The sequence below is a fragment of the Streptomyces sp. NPDC052107 genome (assembly GCF_040680215.1).
In the GTDB taxonomy this organism is placed as follows: Bacteria; Actinomycetota; Actinomycetes; order Streptomycetales; family Streptomycetaceae; genus Streptomyces.
On record NZ_JBFAWG010000005.1, the window covers coordinates 173,983 to 188,099 of the forward strand.

Here is a 14,117-nt window from a genome sequence, read left to right on the forward strand (position 1 = left end):
GGCAGCCCTCACACCGTGAGCAGCTGCTCCGTGACCGCCGCCAGTCGCTTGCGTACCTCCGGGTCGTACGTCTCCTCGTGCGCCCGGGCCCGCCGCGTGCCGTCGAAGTAGCCGCCGCTGCCCAACTCCTCGGTGGCCAGGGCCAGTACGCCCGGTGCGCCGTCGGCGACCGAGTTCCACGGGGCGATCTCGCTCTCGCGGACCATCGGCGTGTCCATGAAGGTGGCGGGGTGCAGGACGTTCACCGACACCCCGCTGTCGGCGAGTTCCTCGGCGAGCGTGAAGGTGTGCGCGGCGAGGGCGAACTTGCTGCGGCAGTACGCCGACATGCCGGTGTAGCCGCGGGTGAGTTCCGGGTCGGAGAAGTCGAGGGGCTCCTGGCCGGCCGAGCCGACGTTCACGATCCGGGCCGGCGCGTTGGCCCGCAGGACCGGCAGCAGGGACCGGGTGAGGACGACGGGCGCGAGGTAGTTGACGGCGAGCCGCAGCTCGTGGCCGTCGGCGCTCAGCTCCCGACCGGAGCCGGGCGTGCCGCCGCCCGCCGCCGCGTTGTTGATCAGCACGTCGAGGCCGGGATGCGCCTCGGCGACCCGGGCGCCCAGCTCACGCACCTCGGCGAGGCGGGCCAGGTCGGCGACGAACCCCTCCGCCTCGCCCTCGGTGCGCAGCTCCGCGACCAGCCGCTCGGTGCGGTCCCGGTCCCGGCCGTGGGCGAGGACGACATGGCCGGAGCGGACCAGTTCGAAGGCCACGTACCGGCCGAGCCCGGAGGTGGCGCCGGTGATCAGAATGGTGGACATGCTTCCACCCTAGGCAGGGCCCGGCGCCGCGAGGGAGGTGCTGCTGAAGCTACGACCGGCAGGGTCACCCTCGGCCCTCGGCCCGCCCCTCCTCCTCGTCCAACTCGTCGAGGACCCGCTGGGCCCTCGCGAACGCGGAGTTGGCGGCCGGCACCCCGCAGTAGACGGCGGTCTGCAGCAGCACCGCACCGATCTCCTCAGGCGTCAGTCCGTTGCGGCGCGCCGCCCGGACGTGCATCGCCAGTTCGTCGTAGTGACCGTGGGCGACCAGCGCGGTCAGTGTGATCATGCTGCGCTCGCGGCGCGACAGCGTCGGATCGGTCCAGATCTCGCCCCAGGCGTAGCGGGAGATGAAGTCCTGGAAGCGGGCGGTGAACGGGGTCTGCCGGGCCTGCGCCCGGTCCACATGTGCGTCGCCCAGCACCTCCCGGCGCACCGCCATGCCGCTCGCCGGGGGCCCGTCGAGCTGGGTGTGCAGCGCCGTCAGCACGGCCCGTGGGCACTCGGCGGGCGCCAGATGGGAGGCGCCGGGCAGCTCCACCAGCGTCGAGCCGGGCACCGCGTCGGCGATCTCCCGCAGATGCGCGGGCGGCGTAGCGGGATCCTGCTTCCCCGCCACGAGGAGTGTCGGTACGGCGATGTCGCCGAGCCGGTCACGCAGGTCGAACGCGGCGAGCGCGTCGCAGCAGGCGGCGTACGCCTCCGGATCGGCCTCCCGGTGGTCCCGGACCAGACCCGGTACGCTGAAGCCAGGGGTGAACCAGCGCGCGTCGGCGCTCTCCACCAGCCACTCCATGCCCTCGCGGCGCACCCGCTGCGCTCGCTCCCGCCAGGCCGTGGCGCCGCCGAAGTGGGCGGAGGAGCACAGCACGGCCAGGGAGGTCAGCCGGTCGGGGTGGTGCACGGCCAGGTGGAGGCCGACGGCGCCGCCGAGGGAGACGCCCGCGTAGCCGAACCGGTCGATGCCGAGCGCGTCGGCGAGGCCCAGCACCAGCGCGGCGAGGTCGCCGACGCTCGCGCCCGGCCCGATCAGCTCGGGCGCCGACCCGCCGTGGCCGGGCAGGTCCCAGCGCACCACGCGATGGGCGGCCGACAGCTCCGGAGCGACCGCGTCCCACAGGGCGCAGGAGGTGCCGAGCGACGGCCCCAGCAACAGCGGGGGCGCCGAGGCCGGGCCTTCTGCCAGGTGGTTGAGGAGTTTCTCGGTCAACGTCGCTCCAGGGCACGGTCGGTGAGGGTACCGGCGAAACCGGTGTAGCGGGTGGGATCGGTGAGGGCGGCCAGGTCCATGTCCTTCAACTCCGGCTCCTCGGCGAGGAGTTCGCCGAGCGAGCGGCCCTCGGCGTGGGTGCGGCGGGCGAGTTCGGTGAGCAGCGCCTTGGCCCGGGCGCGGCCGAGCCGGGGTGCGAGGGCGGCGGACAGCCGCTCGGAGACGATCAGCCCGCCGGTGACGTCCAGGTTGCGGCGCATGACCTCGGCGTTCACACGCAGGCCCGCGGCGAGTTCTGCCGCGTCCCGGGCCGCACCGCCGGTCAGCCGGAGCAGGTCGCGCAACGGCTCCCACTCGGCGTGCCAGGCACCGGCCGGCCGCTCGTCCCCGGCAACGACGCAGCCGTACAGCGTGGCCGCGAGCTGCGGGGCGCGGCGGGCCGCGGCCGCGAGGAGGGTGGAGCGCACGGGGTTGGCCTTGTGCGGCATGGCGGACGAACCCCCGCCGCTGCCCTCGGTCACCTCACCGATCTCGGTGCGGGACAGCGTCAGCACATCCTCGCCGATCTTGCCCAGGACACCGACGGTGAAGGCCAGACAACCGGCCAGGTCGGCGACCGGGGTGCGCAGGGTGTGCCAGGGCAACTGCGCTGCGGCGAGGCCGGCTTCGCGGGCGTACGCCGCCGTCAGCGCGGTCGCGTCCTGCGCGCCGTACGCCTGGAAGGCCGCCAAGGTCCCGGCGGCGCCCCCCAGTTGGGCGGGCAGCGCCTGTCGCACCCGCGTGATGCGGTCCCGGGCGTCCAGGACCAGCGAGCGCCAGCCGGCCGCCTTCAGACCGAAGGTCGTCGGTACCGCGTGCTGGGTGAGCGTGCGGCCCGGCATCGGCGTATCGCGGTGTGCGGCGGCCAGGCGGGCGAGCGCGTGCTCGGCGCGGTCGAGGTCGGCGCGGACCGACTCCAGGGTGCGCGCGGCGACCAGCATGGCCGCGGTGTCCAGGATGTCCTGACTGGTCGCGCCCCGGTGTACGTACGGGCCGTAGGGCTCGCCCACCGCCGCGGTGAGGTCGGCGACGAGCGGGATGACCGGGTTGCCGCCGCCGCGGGCGCGCTCGGCGAGGGAACCTACGTCGAAGCGGGCGGGGTCGGCCGCCTCGGCCACAGCGTCGGCGGCCTCGGCCGGGGCGAGGCCCAGCGCGGCCTGGGCGCGGGTCAGCGCGGCCTCGGCGTCCAGCAGGGCCCGCAGAAACGCGCGGTCACCGGTCGCGTGCGCGGCCGGGGAGCCGGCCCACCCGGGGGCGAGCAGGCCGGTGTCGCTGTCGTCTGGGGGCACCTCCCGCCCGAAGGGTGGGGGAGTCACTGGAACTCCAGGAAGACCGTCTCGCCTTCGCCCTGAAGGCGGATGTCGAAACGGTAGGTGCCCGGGCCCTCCTGGGTGGCGATCAGCGTGTCGCGCCGGTCGCCCACCCGGGTGAGCAGCGGGTCGGCGGCGAGTGCGGCGGCGTCGCCCGGCAGATAGATGCGGGTGAACAGGTGGACCAGCAGGCCGCGGGCGAAGACGCAGACGCTCAGGTACGGGGCGCTCTGCCCGCGGGCGCCGGGGCGGAGGGTACGGGCGTACCAGTGGCCGTCGGCGTCGGTCTGGACGCGGCCCCAGCCGGTGAACTCCACGCCGTTGCGGCCGAGGTAGCCGCCGGTGGCCGGGTCGCGCCGGATGGAACCGTCCACCCGCGGCACCGTGCCGTCGGGGCGCGGCCCCCACAGCTCGACGAGCGCGTCCGGCAGCGGCTTGCCCTCGCCGTCGAGGACGTACCCGCGCACGGTGATGGTGTCCGGGTGGCCGAGCGGGGCGATGTCCTCGCCGCCACGGAAGGGCAGGGCGTAGCCGTAGAAGGGGCCGACCGTGTGGGACGGGGTGGGCAGCACCTGCTCCGGGCTGCTCGTGTCGATCTTCGTCATGGCGGTCAGCGTCCTTCCTCGATCCAGGTGGCGGCCGGGCCGTCCAGCACGATGTCCCAGTGGTAGCCGAGCGAGAACTCCGGCACCGACAGGCCGTGGTCGTAGGTGGCGACCAGCCGCTGCCGGGCCGCGTCGTCCGTCACCGACTGCAGGATCGGGTCGTACGGGAACAACGGGTCGTTCGGGAAGTACATCTGCGTCACCAGCCGCTGGGCGAACGCCGTGCCGAACACCGAGAAGTGGATGTGCGCGGGGCGCCAGGCGTTCACGTGGTTGCGCCACGGGTAGGGGCCGGGCTGGATGGTGGTGAAGTGGTAGCGGCCCTCGGCGTCGGTGAGGGTGCGGCCGAAACCGGTGAAGTTCGGGTCGAGCGGGGCGTCGTGCTGTTCGCGCTGGTGGGCGTAGCGGCCGGCCGAGTTGGCCTGCCAGATCTCGACGAGCTGGCCGCGCACCGGGCGCCCGGCGCGGTCCAGCAGCCGCCCGGAGACGGTGATCCGCTCGCCTATGGGCTCGCTCCGGTGGTGCCGGGTGAGGTCGTTGTCGATCCCGGTGATGTCGCGCTCCCCGAAGGCGGGGGAGTGCAGCTCCACCAGTTCCGGGTCCTGGACGGTGTCGATGGCGACCAGGGGCTGCTTGGGATGGCGGAGCACCGAGGAGCGGTAGGGCGCGTAGTCGCGGCGCGGATGGTGCTCGACGGGGGCGCCGTCGGCGACGCGCTTCTCGTACGCGGCGTGCTCGGCGGCGATTTCGACGTCGATGTCGGCTTGGCTGAGGGTCATGGGACGTCCTAGGGGTCAGCGTTCGAGAACGAGGGCGAGGCCCTGGCCCACGCCGATGCAGAGGGTGGCCACGCCGGTGCCGGTGCCGCGGCGGGCGAGCTGGTGGGCGACGGTGCCGGCGAGCCGGGCGCCGGAGGCGCCGAGCGGGTGGCCGAGCGCGATGGCGCCGCCCCGGGGGTTGAGGATCGACGGGTCGAACTCGGGCCATTCGGCGAGACAGCCGAGGACCTGGGCGGCGAAGGCCTCGTTCAGCTCAAGGACCGACAGGTCGTCAAGTCCCTTGCCCGCCTTGGTGAGAGCCCGGTTGACGGCCTCCACGGGGGCGAGGCCGAAGTAGTGCGGGTCGATGGCGGACACCCCGGTCGCGGAGATCCGGGCGAGCGGTTCGCGGCCGGTGGCCTTCAGGCCCTCCTCGTCGGTGAGAAGCAGGGCGGCGGCGCCGTCGTTCAGCGGGGAGGCGTTGCCCGCTGTGACCGTGCCCACCTCGGTACGGAAGGACGGCTTGAGCCTGGCCATCGCGGCGAGGGAGGCGTCCGGCCGTACGCACTCGTCGGCGGCGAAGAAGACCGGCTCCCCCTTGCGCTGCGGGACGGGCACGGGCACCAACTCGGCGTCGAACAAGCCCTGTTCCTGGGCGGCGGCCGCCTTGCGGTGGGAGGTGAGGGCGAACTCGTCCTGCTGCTCGCGGGTGATCTTGTGCTTGTCGGCGATCAGTTCCGCGCTCTCGCCGAGCGGGATGGTCCACTGCGGATCCATCGTCGGGTTGACCATGCGCCAGCCGAGGGTCGTGGAGTACAGCTCGGCGTGTCCGGCCGGGAAGGGGCGGTCGGACTTGGGCAGGACGTAGGGGGCGCGCGTCATGGACTCCACGCCGCCCGCGAGGGCGATGTGCGCGTCGCCCACGGCGATGGCGCGGGCCGCCTGGACGACGGCCTCCAGGCCGGAGGCGCACAGCCGGTTGACGGTCACGCCGGGCACGGAGGTGGGCAGTCCGGCGAGGAGCGCGGCCATGCGGGCCACGTTGCGGTTCTCCTCGCCGGCGCCGTTGGCGTTGCCGAAGTAGACGTCCTCGATCCGGGCCGGGTCCAGGTCCGGTGTACGGGCCAGGAGGGCACGGATCGCGTGGGCGGCGAGGTCGTCCGGGCGTACGGAGGCCAGGGCGCCGTTGTAGCGGCCGACGGGGGTGCGGACGGCGTCGACGAGGTAAACCGTATTGAGCCTGTTGACGGCGTTCACAGCAGATTCTCCGGGATGGTGAGTTCGGCGTCGGTCCGGGCGACGACGTCGTCGACGGTCACACCGGGGGCGGTCTCCACGAGGGTCAGACCCCGCTCGCCGACGTCCAGCACCGCAAGGTCCGTGATGACTCGGCTCACACAGGACTTGCCGGTGAGCGGAAGCGTGCACTCCTTGAGAATCTTCGGGGAGCCGTCCTTCGCGGTGTGGGTCATCACCACGATCACCTGACGGGCGCCGTGCACCAGGTCCATCGCGCCGCCGATCCCGGTGACCAGCTTGCCCGGCACCGCCCAGTTGGCCAGGTCGCCGCCGGCGGAGACCTGCATCGCGCCGAGCACGGCCACGTCGATGTGCCCGCCGCGGATCATCGCGAAGGACAGCGCCGAGTCGAAGAAGGACGCGCCCGGCAGGACCGTCACGGTCTCCTTGCCCGCGTTGATCAGATCCGGGTCGACCTGGTCCTCGGTCGGGTAGGGGCCGGTGCCCAGGATGCCGTTCTCCGACTCCAGGACGACCTCGACACCCGGGGGGAGGTGGTTCGGGATCAGCGTCGGCAGGCCGATGCCGAGATTGACGTACTGGCCGTCGCGCAGCTCCCGCGCCGCCCGCGCGGCGATCTCCTCGCGTGTCCAGGCCATCAGATGCTCACCGTCCGCTGCTCGATCCGCTTGTCCGCCGCCTGCTCCCGGGTCAGGGCCAGCACCCGCTGCACGAAGACGCCCGGCAGGTGTACGGCGTCCGGGTCGATCTCGCCGGGCTCGACCAGCTCCTCCACCTCGGCGATCGTGACCTTCCCCGCCATGGCCGCGAGGGGGTTGAAGTTCCGGGAGGACTTGTTGAAGACCAGGTTTCCGTGCCGGTCGCCCGTCGCGGCCCTGACCAGCGCGAAGTCGGTGCGGATGGCGCGCTCCAGGACGTACTCCACGCCGTCGAACTCCCGCACCTCCTTCGGCGGCGAGGCCAGCGCGACCCCGCCCTCGCCGTCGTAGCGCCACGGCAGCCCGCCCTCGGCGACCTGGGTGCCGACCCCGGCCGGGGTGTAGAAGGCGGGGATGCCGGCGCCGCCCGCGCGCAGCCGCTCGGCCAGCGTGCCCTGTGGGATCAGCTCCAGCTCCAGCTCACCGCCGAGGTACTGGCGGGCGAACTCCTTGTTGCCGCCGATGTAGGAGCCGGTCACCCGGCTGATCCGCCCGGCGGCCAGCAGTACCGCGAGTCCGGACTCCATGGCCCCGCAGTTGTTGGAGACGACCGAGAGACCGCCGGCGCCGCGCTCGTACAGCGCCTGGATCAGCACGTTCGGCACACCGCTCAGCCCGAACCCGCCGACCGCGAGGGACGCGCCGTCCGGCACATCGGCCACCGCCTCCAGGGCCGTGGCGACCACCTTGTCCATCCGTGAAGCCTCATCTCTTCGCAGTTAATCAGCGCACTGAGTATTTATGCGAGGTGTTCCCACACGCTGCCACTGGAGACGATGTCCGTCAAGGCGTGGAGGATTTGCACTTCTCACGGGAGACAGGAGGTCCGGTCGACGAGTATTATTCAGTGCACCAACGAAGTGATCAGGGAGCGCACATGGCCGCGGTGGACCTCACCACCCATCCCGGGCATCTGGCCCGGAGGCTGCAGCAGGCGCACTACCTGCTGTGGAACACGATGGTCTCCGAGGAGATCACCTCGCCGCAGTTCGCGGTCATGAACGCGCTCGTCGCCGAGCCGGGGCTCGACCAGCGGACCGTGGGCGAGCGGGTGGGCCTGGACCGCTCGACCATCGCCGAGGTCATCAGCCGGCTCGGCCGCCGAGAGCTGCTGACCAAGGTGCGCGACCCGGAGGACGGCCGGCGTTTCCTGCTCCGGCTGACCGACGACGGTCTGCGCGTCCACCGCAAGCTGACCGTGCGCACCGCCCGGATGAACCAGGTCTTCCTGGCGCCGCTGTCCGCCGAGGAACAGACCGTGTTCTTCGACCTGATCCGCCGGGTCGCGGACGCGGCCGAGGGCCTGCGCAACCCGGCCGAACCGCTGGCCACGCGGGGCTGACCGGTCCGGTACGGCAGTTCACGGCGCCGGCGCGAACACCACCCACACCTGGCCGTCGGCGAAGTTCACCGGGCTGCCGTCCGCCGCCGTGAACGTCGTACCGTCCGTCGCGGCCGGCCGTGACCAGGAGGCGTCGAAGGACCGGCCGTCGCGCAGCACCTGCGCCTTCCCCGAGCCGACCGTCTCGGTGTACGGCGTGTGGTTGCCGAGCACGTCGTGGTAGCGGGAGGTCCGGATCTTCACGTACTGCACGACGACCGTCGCCGGTGCCACCCGCGCGCCGTCCGTCGTCACCGTGGGCGTGCCGTCCATCGCCACCAGCCAGCGGTGACGCCCGACGGACCAGGTGAAGGTGAAGCGGGCGGCCGGGTAGCGGACGGTGCGCGAGGTGGTCGGGGTGCCGCCGGACGGGGCCGGGCCGTAGCTGAAACCGGTCGTCAGCGCCGCCTTGCCCGGGGCGGACGGCAGCAGCTTGGCGGGGTGCAGATAGAGGTTGTGCGGGGCGGCCTTGCCGGTGCCCCGGTAGTAGGCGGCGGGAGCCTCGTCGGGGGACTCCGCTCGCAGCGGCGCCCTGTCGATCAGCGGCAGCAGCTTGTGCTGGGCGCCGGAGAAGGCGAGTGTCGGCCGGTGGAACTGGCGCAGCAGCTCCAGATCCGACTCGCGGGCGCTGCGCACCGGTCCGACGGTCCGCGGGAGCCGGGTCGCGTACACCGCCATCAGCCGGCTCAGACCGCCCTCCACCTGCTCGGCGTACACCACGTCCGCCGCGTCGAGCCCGGTCTGCGGGCGGGCTGCGGACACGTTGTCGATCTTCACGGCGAGCGGCGAACCGGCCGCCGTGACCGCGGGCGTCGGGGTCGGAGCCTGCGACGTGGGTGTCGGCGTGTGCTGCGGCGCGCGGTCGTCGTCCCGGCCGTGGTGGGTGCAGCCTGCCGTGACGGAGACGGTCAGCGAGACCGTCAGCGCGGCCACCGTCAGCGCGGCGCCTCTCATGCGCGCTCTGTGTCTCATGCCCACCGTGCCCACCCCGTTCTTTTGTCCGATTGTGCGCTCATCGGCTCACCGCTGGCCATACCCGAACGCTTACGGCCATGCGCGTTCCGTGGGCGGCTCGGGTTCCGTCGCGAGGGGTTCGGTGCTGGTGGGCGCGGGTACCCGGGCGCCACCGCCAAACGCCCACGCGATCGAGGGAGCGGGATCCCATGAAGGCAGTCACCTGGCAGGGGCGGCGGGACGTCCGGGTCGAGGACGTGCCCGACCCGCGGATCGAAGAGCCCACCGACGCCGTCATCCGTATCACGTCCACCGGGCTGTGCGGCTCGGACCTGCACCTCTACGAGGTGCTCACCCCGTTCATGACACCGGGCGACATCCTCGGGCACGAACCGATGGGCATCGTCGAGGAGGTCGGCGCCGGAGTGCCGGACCTCAAGGCAGGGGACCGGGTCGTGGTGCCGTTCCAGATCGCCTGCGGCGCCTGCTGGATGTGCCTGACCGGGCTGCCGACCCAGTGCGAGACCACCCAGGTCACCGGCGAGGGAATGGGTGCCGCCCTGTTCGGCTACACCCGCCTGTACGGGGCCGTGCCCGGCGCGCAGGCCGAGTACCTGCGGGTGCCGCAGGCCCAGTTCGGGCCGATCAAGGTGCCCGAGGGCCCGCCCGACGACCGCTTCGTCTATCTCTCCGACGTACTGCCCACCGCCTGGCAGGCCGTCGAGTACGCCGCCGTCCCACCCGGCGGCACCCTCGCCGTCCTCGGCCTCGGCCCGATCGGCGACATGGCCTGCCGGATCGCCAAGGCACGCGGCGCCGAGCGGGTGTTCGGCATCGACCTGGTGCCGGAACGGCTCGCGCGTGCCGACCGGGACGGCGTGGAGACCTACGACCTGCGGGCCTTCGACGACGAGAAGGCACTGGTCCACGCGATCCACGACGAGACCGGCGGCCGGGGCCCGGACGCCGTGATCGACGCCGTCGGCACCGAGGCCCACGGCAGCGCCGCCGCCAAACTCGCGCAGACGGCCACCGGGCTGCTCCCCCGCAAGATCAGCGGGCCCCTCGCGGAACGCTTCAGCATCGACCGGCTGAGCGCCCTCCACATGGCGATCGACCTGGTACGGCGCGGCGGCACCATCTCGCTGAGCGGCGTGTACGGCGGCACGGCCGATCCGATGCCGATGCTCACCCTGTTCGACAAGCAGATCCAGCTGCGCATGGGCCAGGCCAACGTCCGCCGCTGGAGCGAGCAGATCATGCCGTATCTGACCGACGAGGACCCGCTCGGCGTCGACGACTTCGCCACCCACCGGCTGCCGCTCGCCGAGGCCCCGCACGCCTACGACATGTTCCAGCACAAACAGGACGGCGCGATCAAGATCCTCATGCAGCCGTAGGGCTCCAGTTCGGGGCCCTCTCGGGTGCTTCCCGGCCAAGCCCCAGAGCCCGCCCCGGCTCAGTCCCGGTCCTTCTCGCCCAGGATCTCCGCGAGGTCGTAGCGCACCGGCTCCTCCAGCTGGGCGTAGGTGCAGCTCTCCGGTGTGCGGTCCGGACGCCAGCGGCGGAAGCGGGCGGTGTGCCGGAAGCGCTGCCCGTTCTCCATGTGGTCGTAGGCCACCTCGGCGACCCGCTCCGGCCGCAGCGGCACCCAGGACAGGTCCTTCTTGCCGGACCAGCGGCTCGGCGCGCCCGGCAGCCGGGCCGTCTCATGGGCGGCCTCGTCCGACCAGGCCGCCCACGGGTGCCCGGCCACGTCCTCCATCCGCAGCGGCTCCAGCTCCTCGACCAGTTCGGCCCGCTTCTTCATGGCGAAGGCGGCCGACACGCCCACGTGCTGGAGGTGCCCCCGGTCGTCGTACAGGCCGAGCAGCAGCGAGCCCACCACCGGCCCGGTCTTGTGGAACCGGTACCCGGCCACGACGACATCCGCCGTCCGCTCGTGCTTGACCTTGAACATGGCCCGCTCGTCCTGCCGGTAGCGCAGATCGAGCGGTTTGGCGACGACTCCGTCGAGCCCGGCGCCCTCGTAGTGCTCGAACCACCGCTGGGCCACCTCGATGTCGGTCGTCGCCGGTGCCACGTGCACCGGCGGTGTCACGTCGGCGAGCGCCCGTTCCAGCAGGGCCCTGCGGTCGGTCAGCGGGACGTCGAGCAGGGAGTGGTCGTCCAGGGCGAGCAGGTCGAAGGCGACGAAGGACGCCGGTGTCTTCTCCGCCAGCATCCGCACCCGGGAGTCGGCCGGATGGATCCGCTCGGTCAGCGCGTCGAAGTCCAGATGGCCCTCCCGTGCGATCACGATCTCCCCGTCCAGCACGCACCGCTCCGGCAGCCGTTCCCTCAGCGCCGCCACCAGCTCGGGAAAATACCTGGTCAGCGGTTTTCCCGTTCGGCTGCCCAACTCGACCTCGGCCCCGTCCCGGAACACGACTGAACGGAACCCGTCCCACTTCGCCTCGTAGTGCATACCCGGCGGAATCTTCGCCACCGACTTGGCGAGCATGGGCTTCACAGGCGGCATGACGGGGAGATCCATGGATTCGATTCTGCTCGCATACGCCGCGTGCCGCCCGGTATGCGAGCTGTGCGGGGTGCGCCTACCGTGGCCGCATGGGCGCTGCGGTGGAACTGGAGGTGGACGGCCGGACCGTACGGCTGTCCAGCCCGGACAAGGTCTTCTTCCCCGAGCGGGGCTTCACCAAGCTGGACCTGGCGCGGTACTACGTCGCCGTCGGCCCCGGCATCCTGCGCGCGCTGTGCAACCGCCCGACCACCCTGGAGCGCTATCCGGACGGCGTGGGCGGCGAGTGGTTCTTCCAGAAACGGGCGCCGAAGGGCATGCCCGACTGGATTCCGACCGCTCACATCACCTTCCCCAGCGGCCGCAGCGCCGACGAGATGTGCCCCACGGAGCAGGCCGCCGTCGTCTGGGCCGCGCAGTACGGCACGCTCACCTTCCACCCCTGGCCGGTGCGCGCCACGGATGTCGACCACCCCGACGAACTCCGCGTCGACCTCGACCCGCAGCCCGGCACCGACTACGACGACGCGGCCCGCGCCGCCCAGGAACTGCGCGCCGTCCTCGACGAGTTCGGCGGCCTGCGCGGCTGGCCGAAGACCTCCGGCGGCCGGGGCCTGCATGTCTTCGTCCCGATCGAACCACGTTGGACCTTCACCCAGGTGCGACGCGCCGCGATCGCCATCGGCCGGGAGATGGAACGCCGGATGCCCGACCAGGTGACGATCAAGTGGTGGAAGGAGGAACGGGGCCGCCGTATTTTCCTGGACTACAACCAGACGGCCAGAGACCGCACCATCGCCTCCGCCTACTCCGTACGCCCCCAGCCGAACGCCACCGTCTCGGCACCCCTGCGCTGGGAGGAGGTCGGCGTGGCCCGCCCGGCCGACTTCGACCTCGCCACCATGCCGGCTCGCTTCGCCGAACTCGGCGACGTACACGCCGACATGGACGACCACGCCTACTCCCTGGACGCCCTGCTGGAACTGGCCCGCCGCGACGAGCACGACCACGGCCTGGGTGATCTGCCGTACCCGCCGGAGTACCCGAAGATGCCCGGCGAACCCAAACGCGTCCAGCCGAGCCGGGCCCGGCGGGAGCAGACGTCCTGAGGGCGGCGCGCGGGGGACCGCTTGAGCCGGACCAGGGCTCGCCGCACGCGGCCAGGATGCGGCGGCAGTCGGCCGGCAGGGCCTAGTCCGAGGTGACGTCGTAGCGGTTCCCCCGGCCATGTCGGGACGCCGGGTCGGGCGCGACCTGGTCCCGGGCCCCGCTGCTCGCCTTCGCGGACACCTGTGCCGGACAGCATTTCACGACCTCGGCGCCGACGCCCGGCAACGGCTCGAGCGGGCATGGCCACGCCTCCCTCGCGGCACCGGCGGGATCCCCACCGCGCGGTTATCCTGACCGGCAGCCGCCGATGAGGAGTCCCGAAGTGACCGAGGCAGTGTCGCGTCCCACGCTGGAGGCCGTGGCCGCGCGGGCCGGTGTGTCCCGGGCCACCGTGTCGCGGGTGGTCAACGGCGGCGACGGAGTGCGCGAACCCCTGGCCGAGCGCGTCCGGCAGGCCGTGGCCGAGCTGGGTTACGTCCCCAACCAGGCGGCGCGCAGCCTCGTCACCAGGCGGCACGACGCCGTCGCGGTCGTCATCGCGGAGCCCGAGACCCGGGTCTTCGCCGACCCCTTCTTCGCGCTGCAGCTGCGCGGCATCAGCAAGGAACTGACCGCGCACGACAACCAGTTGGTGCTGCTGCTCACCGAGGGCCGTGACGATCACGCGCGCGTGGCCCGGTATCTCTCCGGAGGCCATGTCGACGGCGCGCTCGTCTTCTCCCTGCACCTCGACGACCCGCTGCCCGGCCTCATCCACGACGCCGGCGTGCCCACTGTGTTCGGCGGACGGCCCGGCTGGGTCGTCGACGGCCGCGCGGCCGGCCCCGCTCGCTCCACGGCGAAGGACCCGGGCGTGGTGTACGTCGACTGCGACAACCGGGGCGGGGCACGCGCGGCCGTACGGCATCTCGTGGACCTCGGCCGCAGACGCATCGCGCATCTCACCGGCCTACTGGACCAGACGTCGGCGGTGGACCGGCTCGTCGGCTACCGGGACGTCATGGGCGAGGTGCCGGGCGGGAACGACCCCCGGCTGGTGGTGGAGAGCGACTTCACCCCGGCCGGCGGCGAACGCGCCATGCGTGAACTCCTCGAGCGCTGCCCGGACGTGGACGCCGTGTTCGCCGCCAACGACCTGACCGCGCTCGGTGCCCTGCGCGTGCTGCGCGCGAGCGGCCGCCGGGTGCCCGAGGACGTGGCCGTGATCGGCTTCGACGACATGCTGCCCGTCGCCGAGGAGGCCGACCCGCCGCTGACGACGGTCCGTCAGGACATCGAGGACATGGGCCGCCTGATGGCCCGCCTGCTGTTGCGCGTACTGTCCGACGGCCGCGACCGGACGGACGGCCGCGACCGGCCCGGAACCACGGCGGACGGATCGCCGCCCGCCGGCGGCGTGATCCTCCCGACCACGCTGATACGACGGGCGTCCGCCTAGCCGCCCCGCACGCGCAAGGCGGCCCCGGTCCGG

At 72.6% G+C, this 14,117-nt stretch carries 14 protein-coding genes; 4 read left to right on the forward strand and 10 right to left on the reverse strand.

The features are described 5' to 3' along the window. Positions 1 to 8 precede the first annotated feature (8 nt). From AB0M27_RS07640 to AB0M27_RS07675, 8 genes are all read right to left on the reverse strand, one after another. Positions 9 to 800 (reverse strand): SDR family NAD(P)-dependent oxidoreductase, encoded by a 792-nt coding sequence (locus AB0M27_RS07640; RefSeq protein WP_365718993.1) that lies wholly within the window; start codon positions 798 to 800, stop codon positions 9 to 11. A gap of 64 nt (positions 801 to 864) precedes the next feature. Further along, positions 865 to 2,010, reverse strand: a complete 1,146-nt coding sequence (gene pcaD, locus AB0M27_RS07645; protein ID WP_365718994.1) for a 3-oxoadipate enol-lactonase — start codon at positions 2,008 to 2,010, stop codon at positions 865 to 867. Then, positions 2,007 to 3,338, reverse strand: a complete 1,332-nt coding sequence (gene pcaB / locus AB0M27_RS07650) for a 3-carboxy-cis,cis-muconate cycloisomerase (protein WP_365719212.1) — start codon at positions 3,336 to 3,338, stop codon at positions 2,007 to 2,009. Before pcaB ends, pcaD begins: the two co-directional genes overlap by 4 nt. Before the next feature lie 23 nt (positions 3,339 to 3,361). Then, complete coding sequence (pcaG, locus tag AB0M27_RS07655; RefSeq protein WP_365718996.1) at positions 3,362 to 3,964, reverse strand: protocatechuate 3,4-dioxygenase subunit alpha; 603 nt, start codon at positions 3,962 to 3,964, stop codon at positions 3,362 to 3,364. A 5-nt stretch (positions 3,965 to 3,969) separates the two neighbouring features. After that, a complete protein-coding gene (gene pcaH / locus AB0M27_RS07660; RefSeq protein ID WP_365718998.1) occupies positions 3,970 to 4,743 on the reverse strand; it encodes a protocatechuate 3,4-dioxygenase subunit beta in 774 nt (257 codons plus the stop codon). A gap of 15 nt (positions 4,744 to 4,758) precedes the next feature. After that, the gene (locus AB0M27_RS07665) at positions 4,759 to 5,979 is read right to left on the reverse strand and encodes a thiolase family protein (protein ID WP_365719000.1); all 1,221 of its coding nucleotides are present in this window, start codon (positions 5,977 to 5,979) and stop codon (positions 4,759 to 4,761) included. Next, positions 5,976 to 6,620 carry a CoA transferase subunit B gene (locus tag AB0M27_RS07670; RefSeq protein ID WP_365719002.1) on the reverse strand — a complete coding sequence of 215 codons (645 nt, stop codon included), beginning with the start codon at positions 6,618 to 6,620 and terminating at the stop codon, positions 5,976 to 5,978. Before AB0M27_RS07670 ends, AB0M27_RS07665 begins: the two co-directional genes overlap by 4 nt. Further along, complete coding sequence (locus AB0M27_RS07675) at positions 6,620 to 7,375, reverse strand: CoA transferase subunit A (protein WP_365719004.1); 756 nt, start codon at positions 7,373 to 7,375, stop codon at positions 6,620 to 6,622. Before AB0M27_RS07675 ends, AB0M27_RS07670 begins: the two co-directional genes overlap by 1 nt. A 182-nt stretch (positions 7,376 to 7,557) precedes the next feature. On the opposite strand from AB0M27_RS07675, the gene AB0M27_RS07680 reads away from it, so the two are divergent. Beyond that, positions 7,558 to 8,022: a MarR family transcriptional regulator gene (locus tag AB0M27_RS07680; RefSeq protein WP_365719006.1), complete on the forward strand. Its 465-nt coding sequence runs from the start codon at positions 7,558 to 7,560 to the stop codon at positions 8,020 to 8,022. Positions 8,023 to 8,040: 18 nt separating this feature from the next. On the opposite strand, the gene AB0M27_RS07685 is transcribed toward AB0M27_RS07680, so the two are convergent. After that, positions 8,041 to 9,015 carry a DUF3048 domain-containing protein gene (locus AB0M27_RS07685; protein WP_365719008.1) on the reverse strand — a complete coding sequence of 325 codons (975 nt, stop codon included), beginning with the start codon at positions 9,013 to 9,015 and terminating at the stop codon, positions 8,041 to 8,043. 209 nt (positions 9,016 to 9,224) lie between these two features. Between AB0M27_RS07685 and AB0M27_RS07690 the strand changes: the two genes are divergently transcribed. Then, complete coding sequence (locus tag AB0M27_RS07690) at positions 9,225 to 10,415, forward strand: zinc-dependent alcohol dehydrogenase (RefSeq protein WP_365719010.1); 1,191 nt, start codon at positions 9,225 to 9,227, stop codon at positions 10,413 to 10,415. A gap of 59 nt (positions 10,416 to 10,474) precedes the next feature. On the opposite strand, the gene AB0M27_RS07695 is transcribed toward AB0M27_RS07690, so the two are convergent. Continuing rightward, positions 10,475 to 11,551, reverse strand: coding sequence for an ATP-dependent DNA ligase (locus AB0M27_RS07695; RefSeq protein ID WP_365719012.1), 1,077 nt, complete (start codon positions 11,549 to 11,551; stop codon positions 10,475 to 10,477). Positions 11,552 to 11,625: 74 nt separating this feature from the next. Between AB0M27_RS07695 and ligD the strand changes: the two genes are divergently transcribed. Both ligD and AB0M27_RS07705 read left to right on the forward strand, forming a co-directional pair. Beyond that, positions 11,626 to 12,645 (forward strand): non-homologous end-joining DNA ligase, encoded by a 1,020-nt coding sequence (gene ligD, locus AB0M27_RS07700; protein WP_365719014.1) that lies wholly within the window; start codon positions 11,626 to 11,628, stop codon positions 12,643 to 12,645. A 323-nt stretch (positions 12,646 to 12,968) separates the two neighbouring features. Next, complete coding sequence (locus AB0M27_RS07705; protein WP_365719016.1) at positions 12,969 to 14,084, forward strand: LacI family DNA-binding transcriptional regulator; 1,116 nt, start codon at positions 12,969 to 12,971, stop codon at positions 14,082 to 14,084. Positions 14,085 to 14,117 lie beyond the last annotated feature (33 nt).

What these genes read in the sequence shown, in the direction of transcription:
- AB0M27_RS07690 (WP_365719010.1), top strand. Translation starts at nt 9,225, where the DNA reads ATGAAGGCAGTCACCTGGCAGGGGCGGCGGGACGTCCGGGTCGAGGAC.
- ligD (WP_365719014.1), top strand. Translation starts at nt 11,626, where the DNA reads ATGGGCGCTGCGGTGGAACTGGAGGTGGACGGCCGGACCGTACGGCTG.
- AB0M27_RS07675 (WP_365719004.1), bottom strand. Translation starts at nt 7,375, where the DNA reads ATGGACAAGGTGGTCGCCACGGCCCTGGAGGCGGTGGCCGATGTGCCG.
- pcaG (WP_365718996.1), bottom strand. Translation starts at nt 3,964, where the DNA reads ATGACGAAGATCGACACGAGCAGCCCGGAGCAGGTGCTGCCCACCCCG.
- AB0M27_RS07680 (WP_365719006.1), top strand. Translation starts at nt 7,558, where the DNA reads ATGGCCGCGGTGGACCTCACCACCCATCCCGGGCATCTGGCCCGGAGG.
- AB0M27_RS07670 (WP_365719002.1), bottom strand. Translation starts at nt 6,620, where the DNA reads ATGGCCTGGACACGCGAGGAGATCGCCGCGCGGGCGGCGCGGGAGCTG.
- AB0M27_RS07685 (WP_365719008.1), bottom strand. Translation starts at nt 9,015, where the DNA reads ATGAGAGGCGCCGCGCTGACGGTGGCCGCGCTGACGGTCTCGCTGACC.
- pcaH (WP_365718998.1), bottom strand. Translation starts at nt 4,743, where the DNA reads ATGACCCTCAGCCAAGCCGACATCGACGTCGAAATCGCCGCCGAGCAC.
- AB0M27_RS07695 (WP_365719012.1), bottom strand. Translation starts at nt 11,551, where the DNA reads ATGGATCTCCCCGTCATGCCGCCTGTGAAGCCCATGCTCGCCAAGTCG.
- AB0M27_RS07640 (WP_365718993.1), bottom strand. Translation starts at nt 800, where the DNA reads ATGTCCACCATTCTGATCACCGGCGCCACCTCCGGGCTCGGCCGGTAC.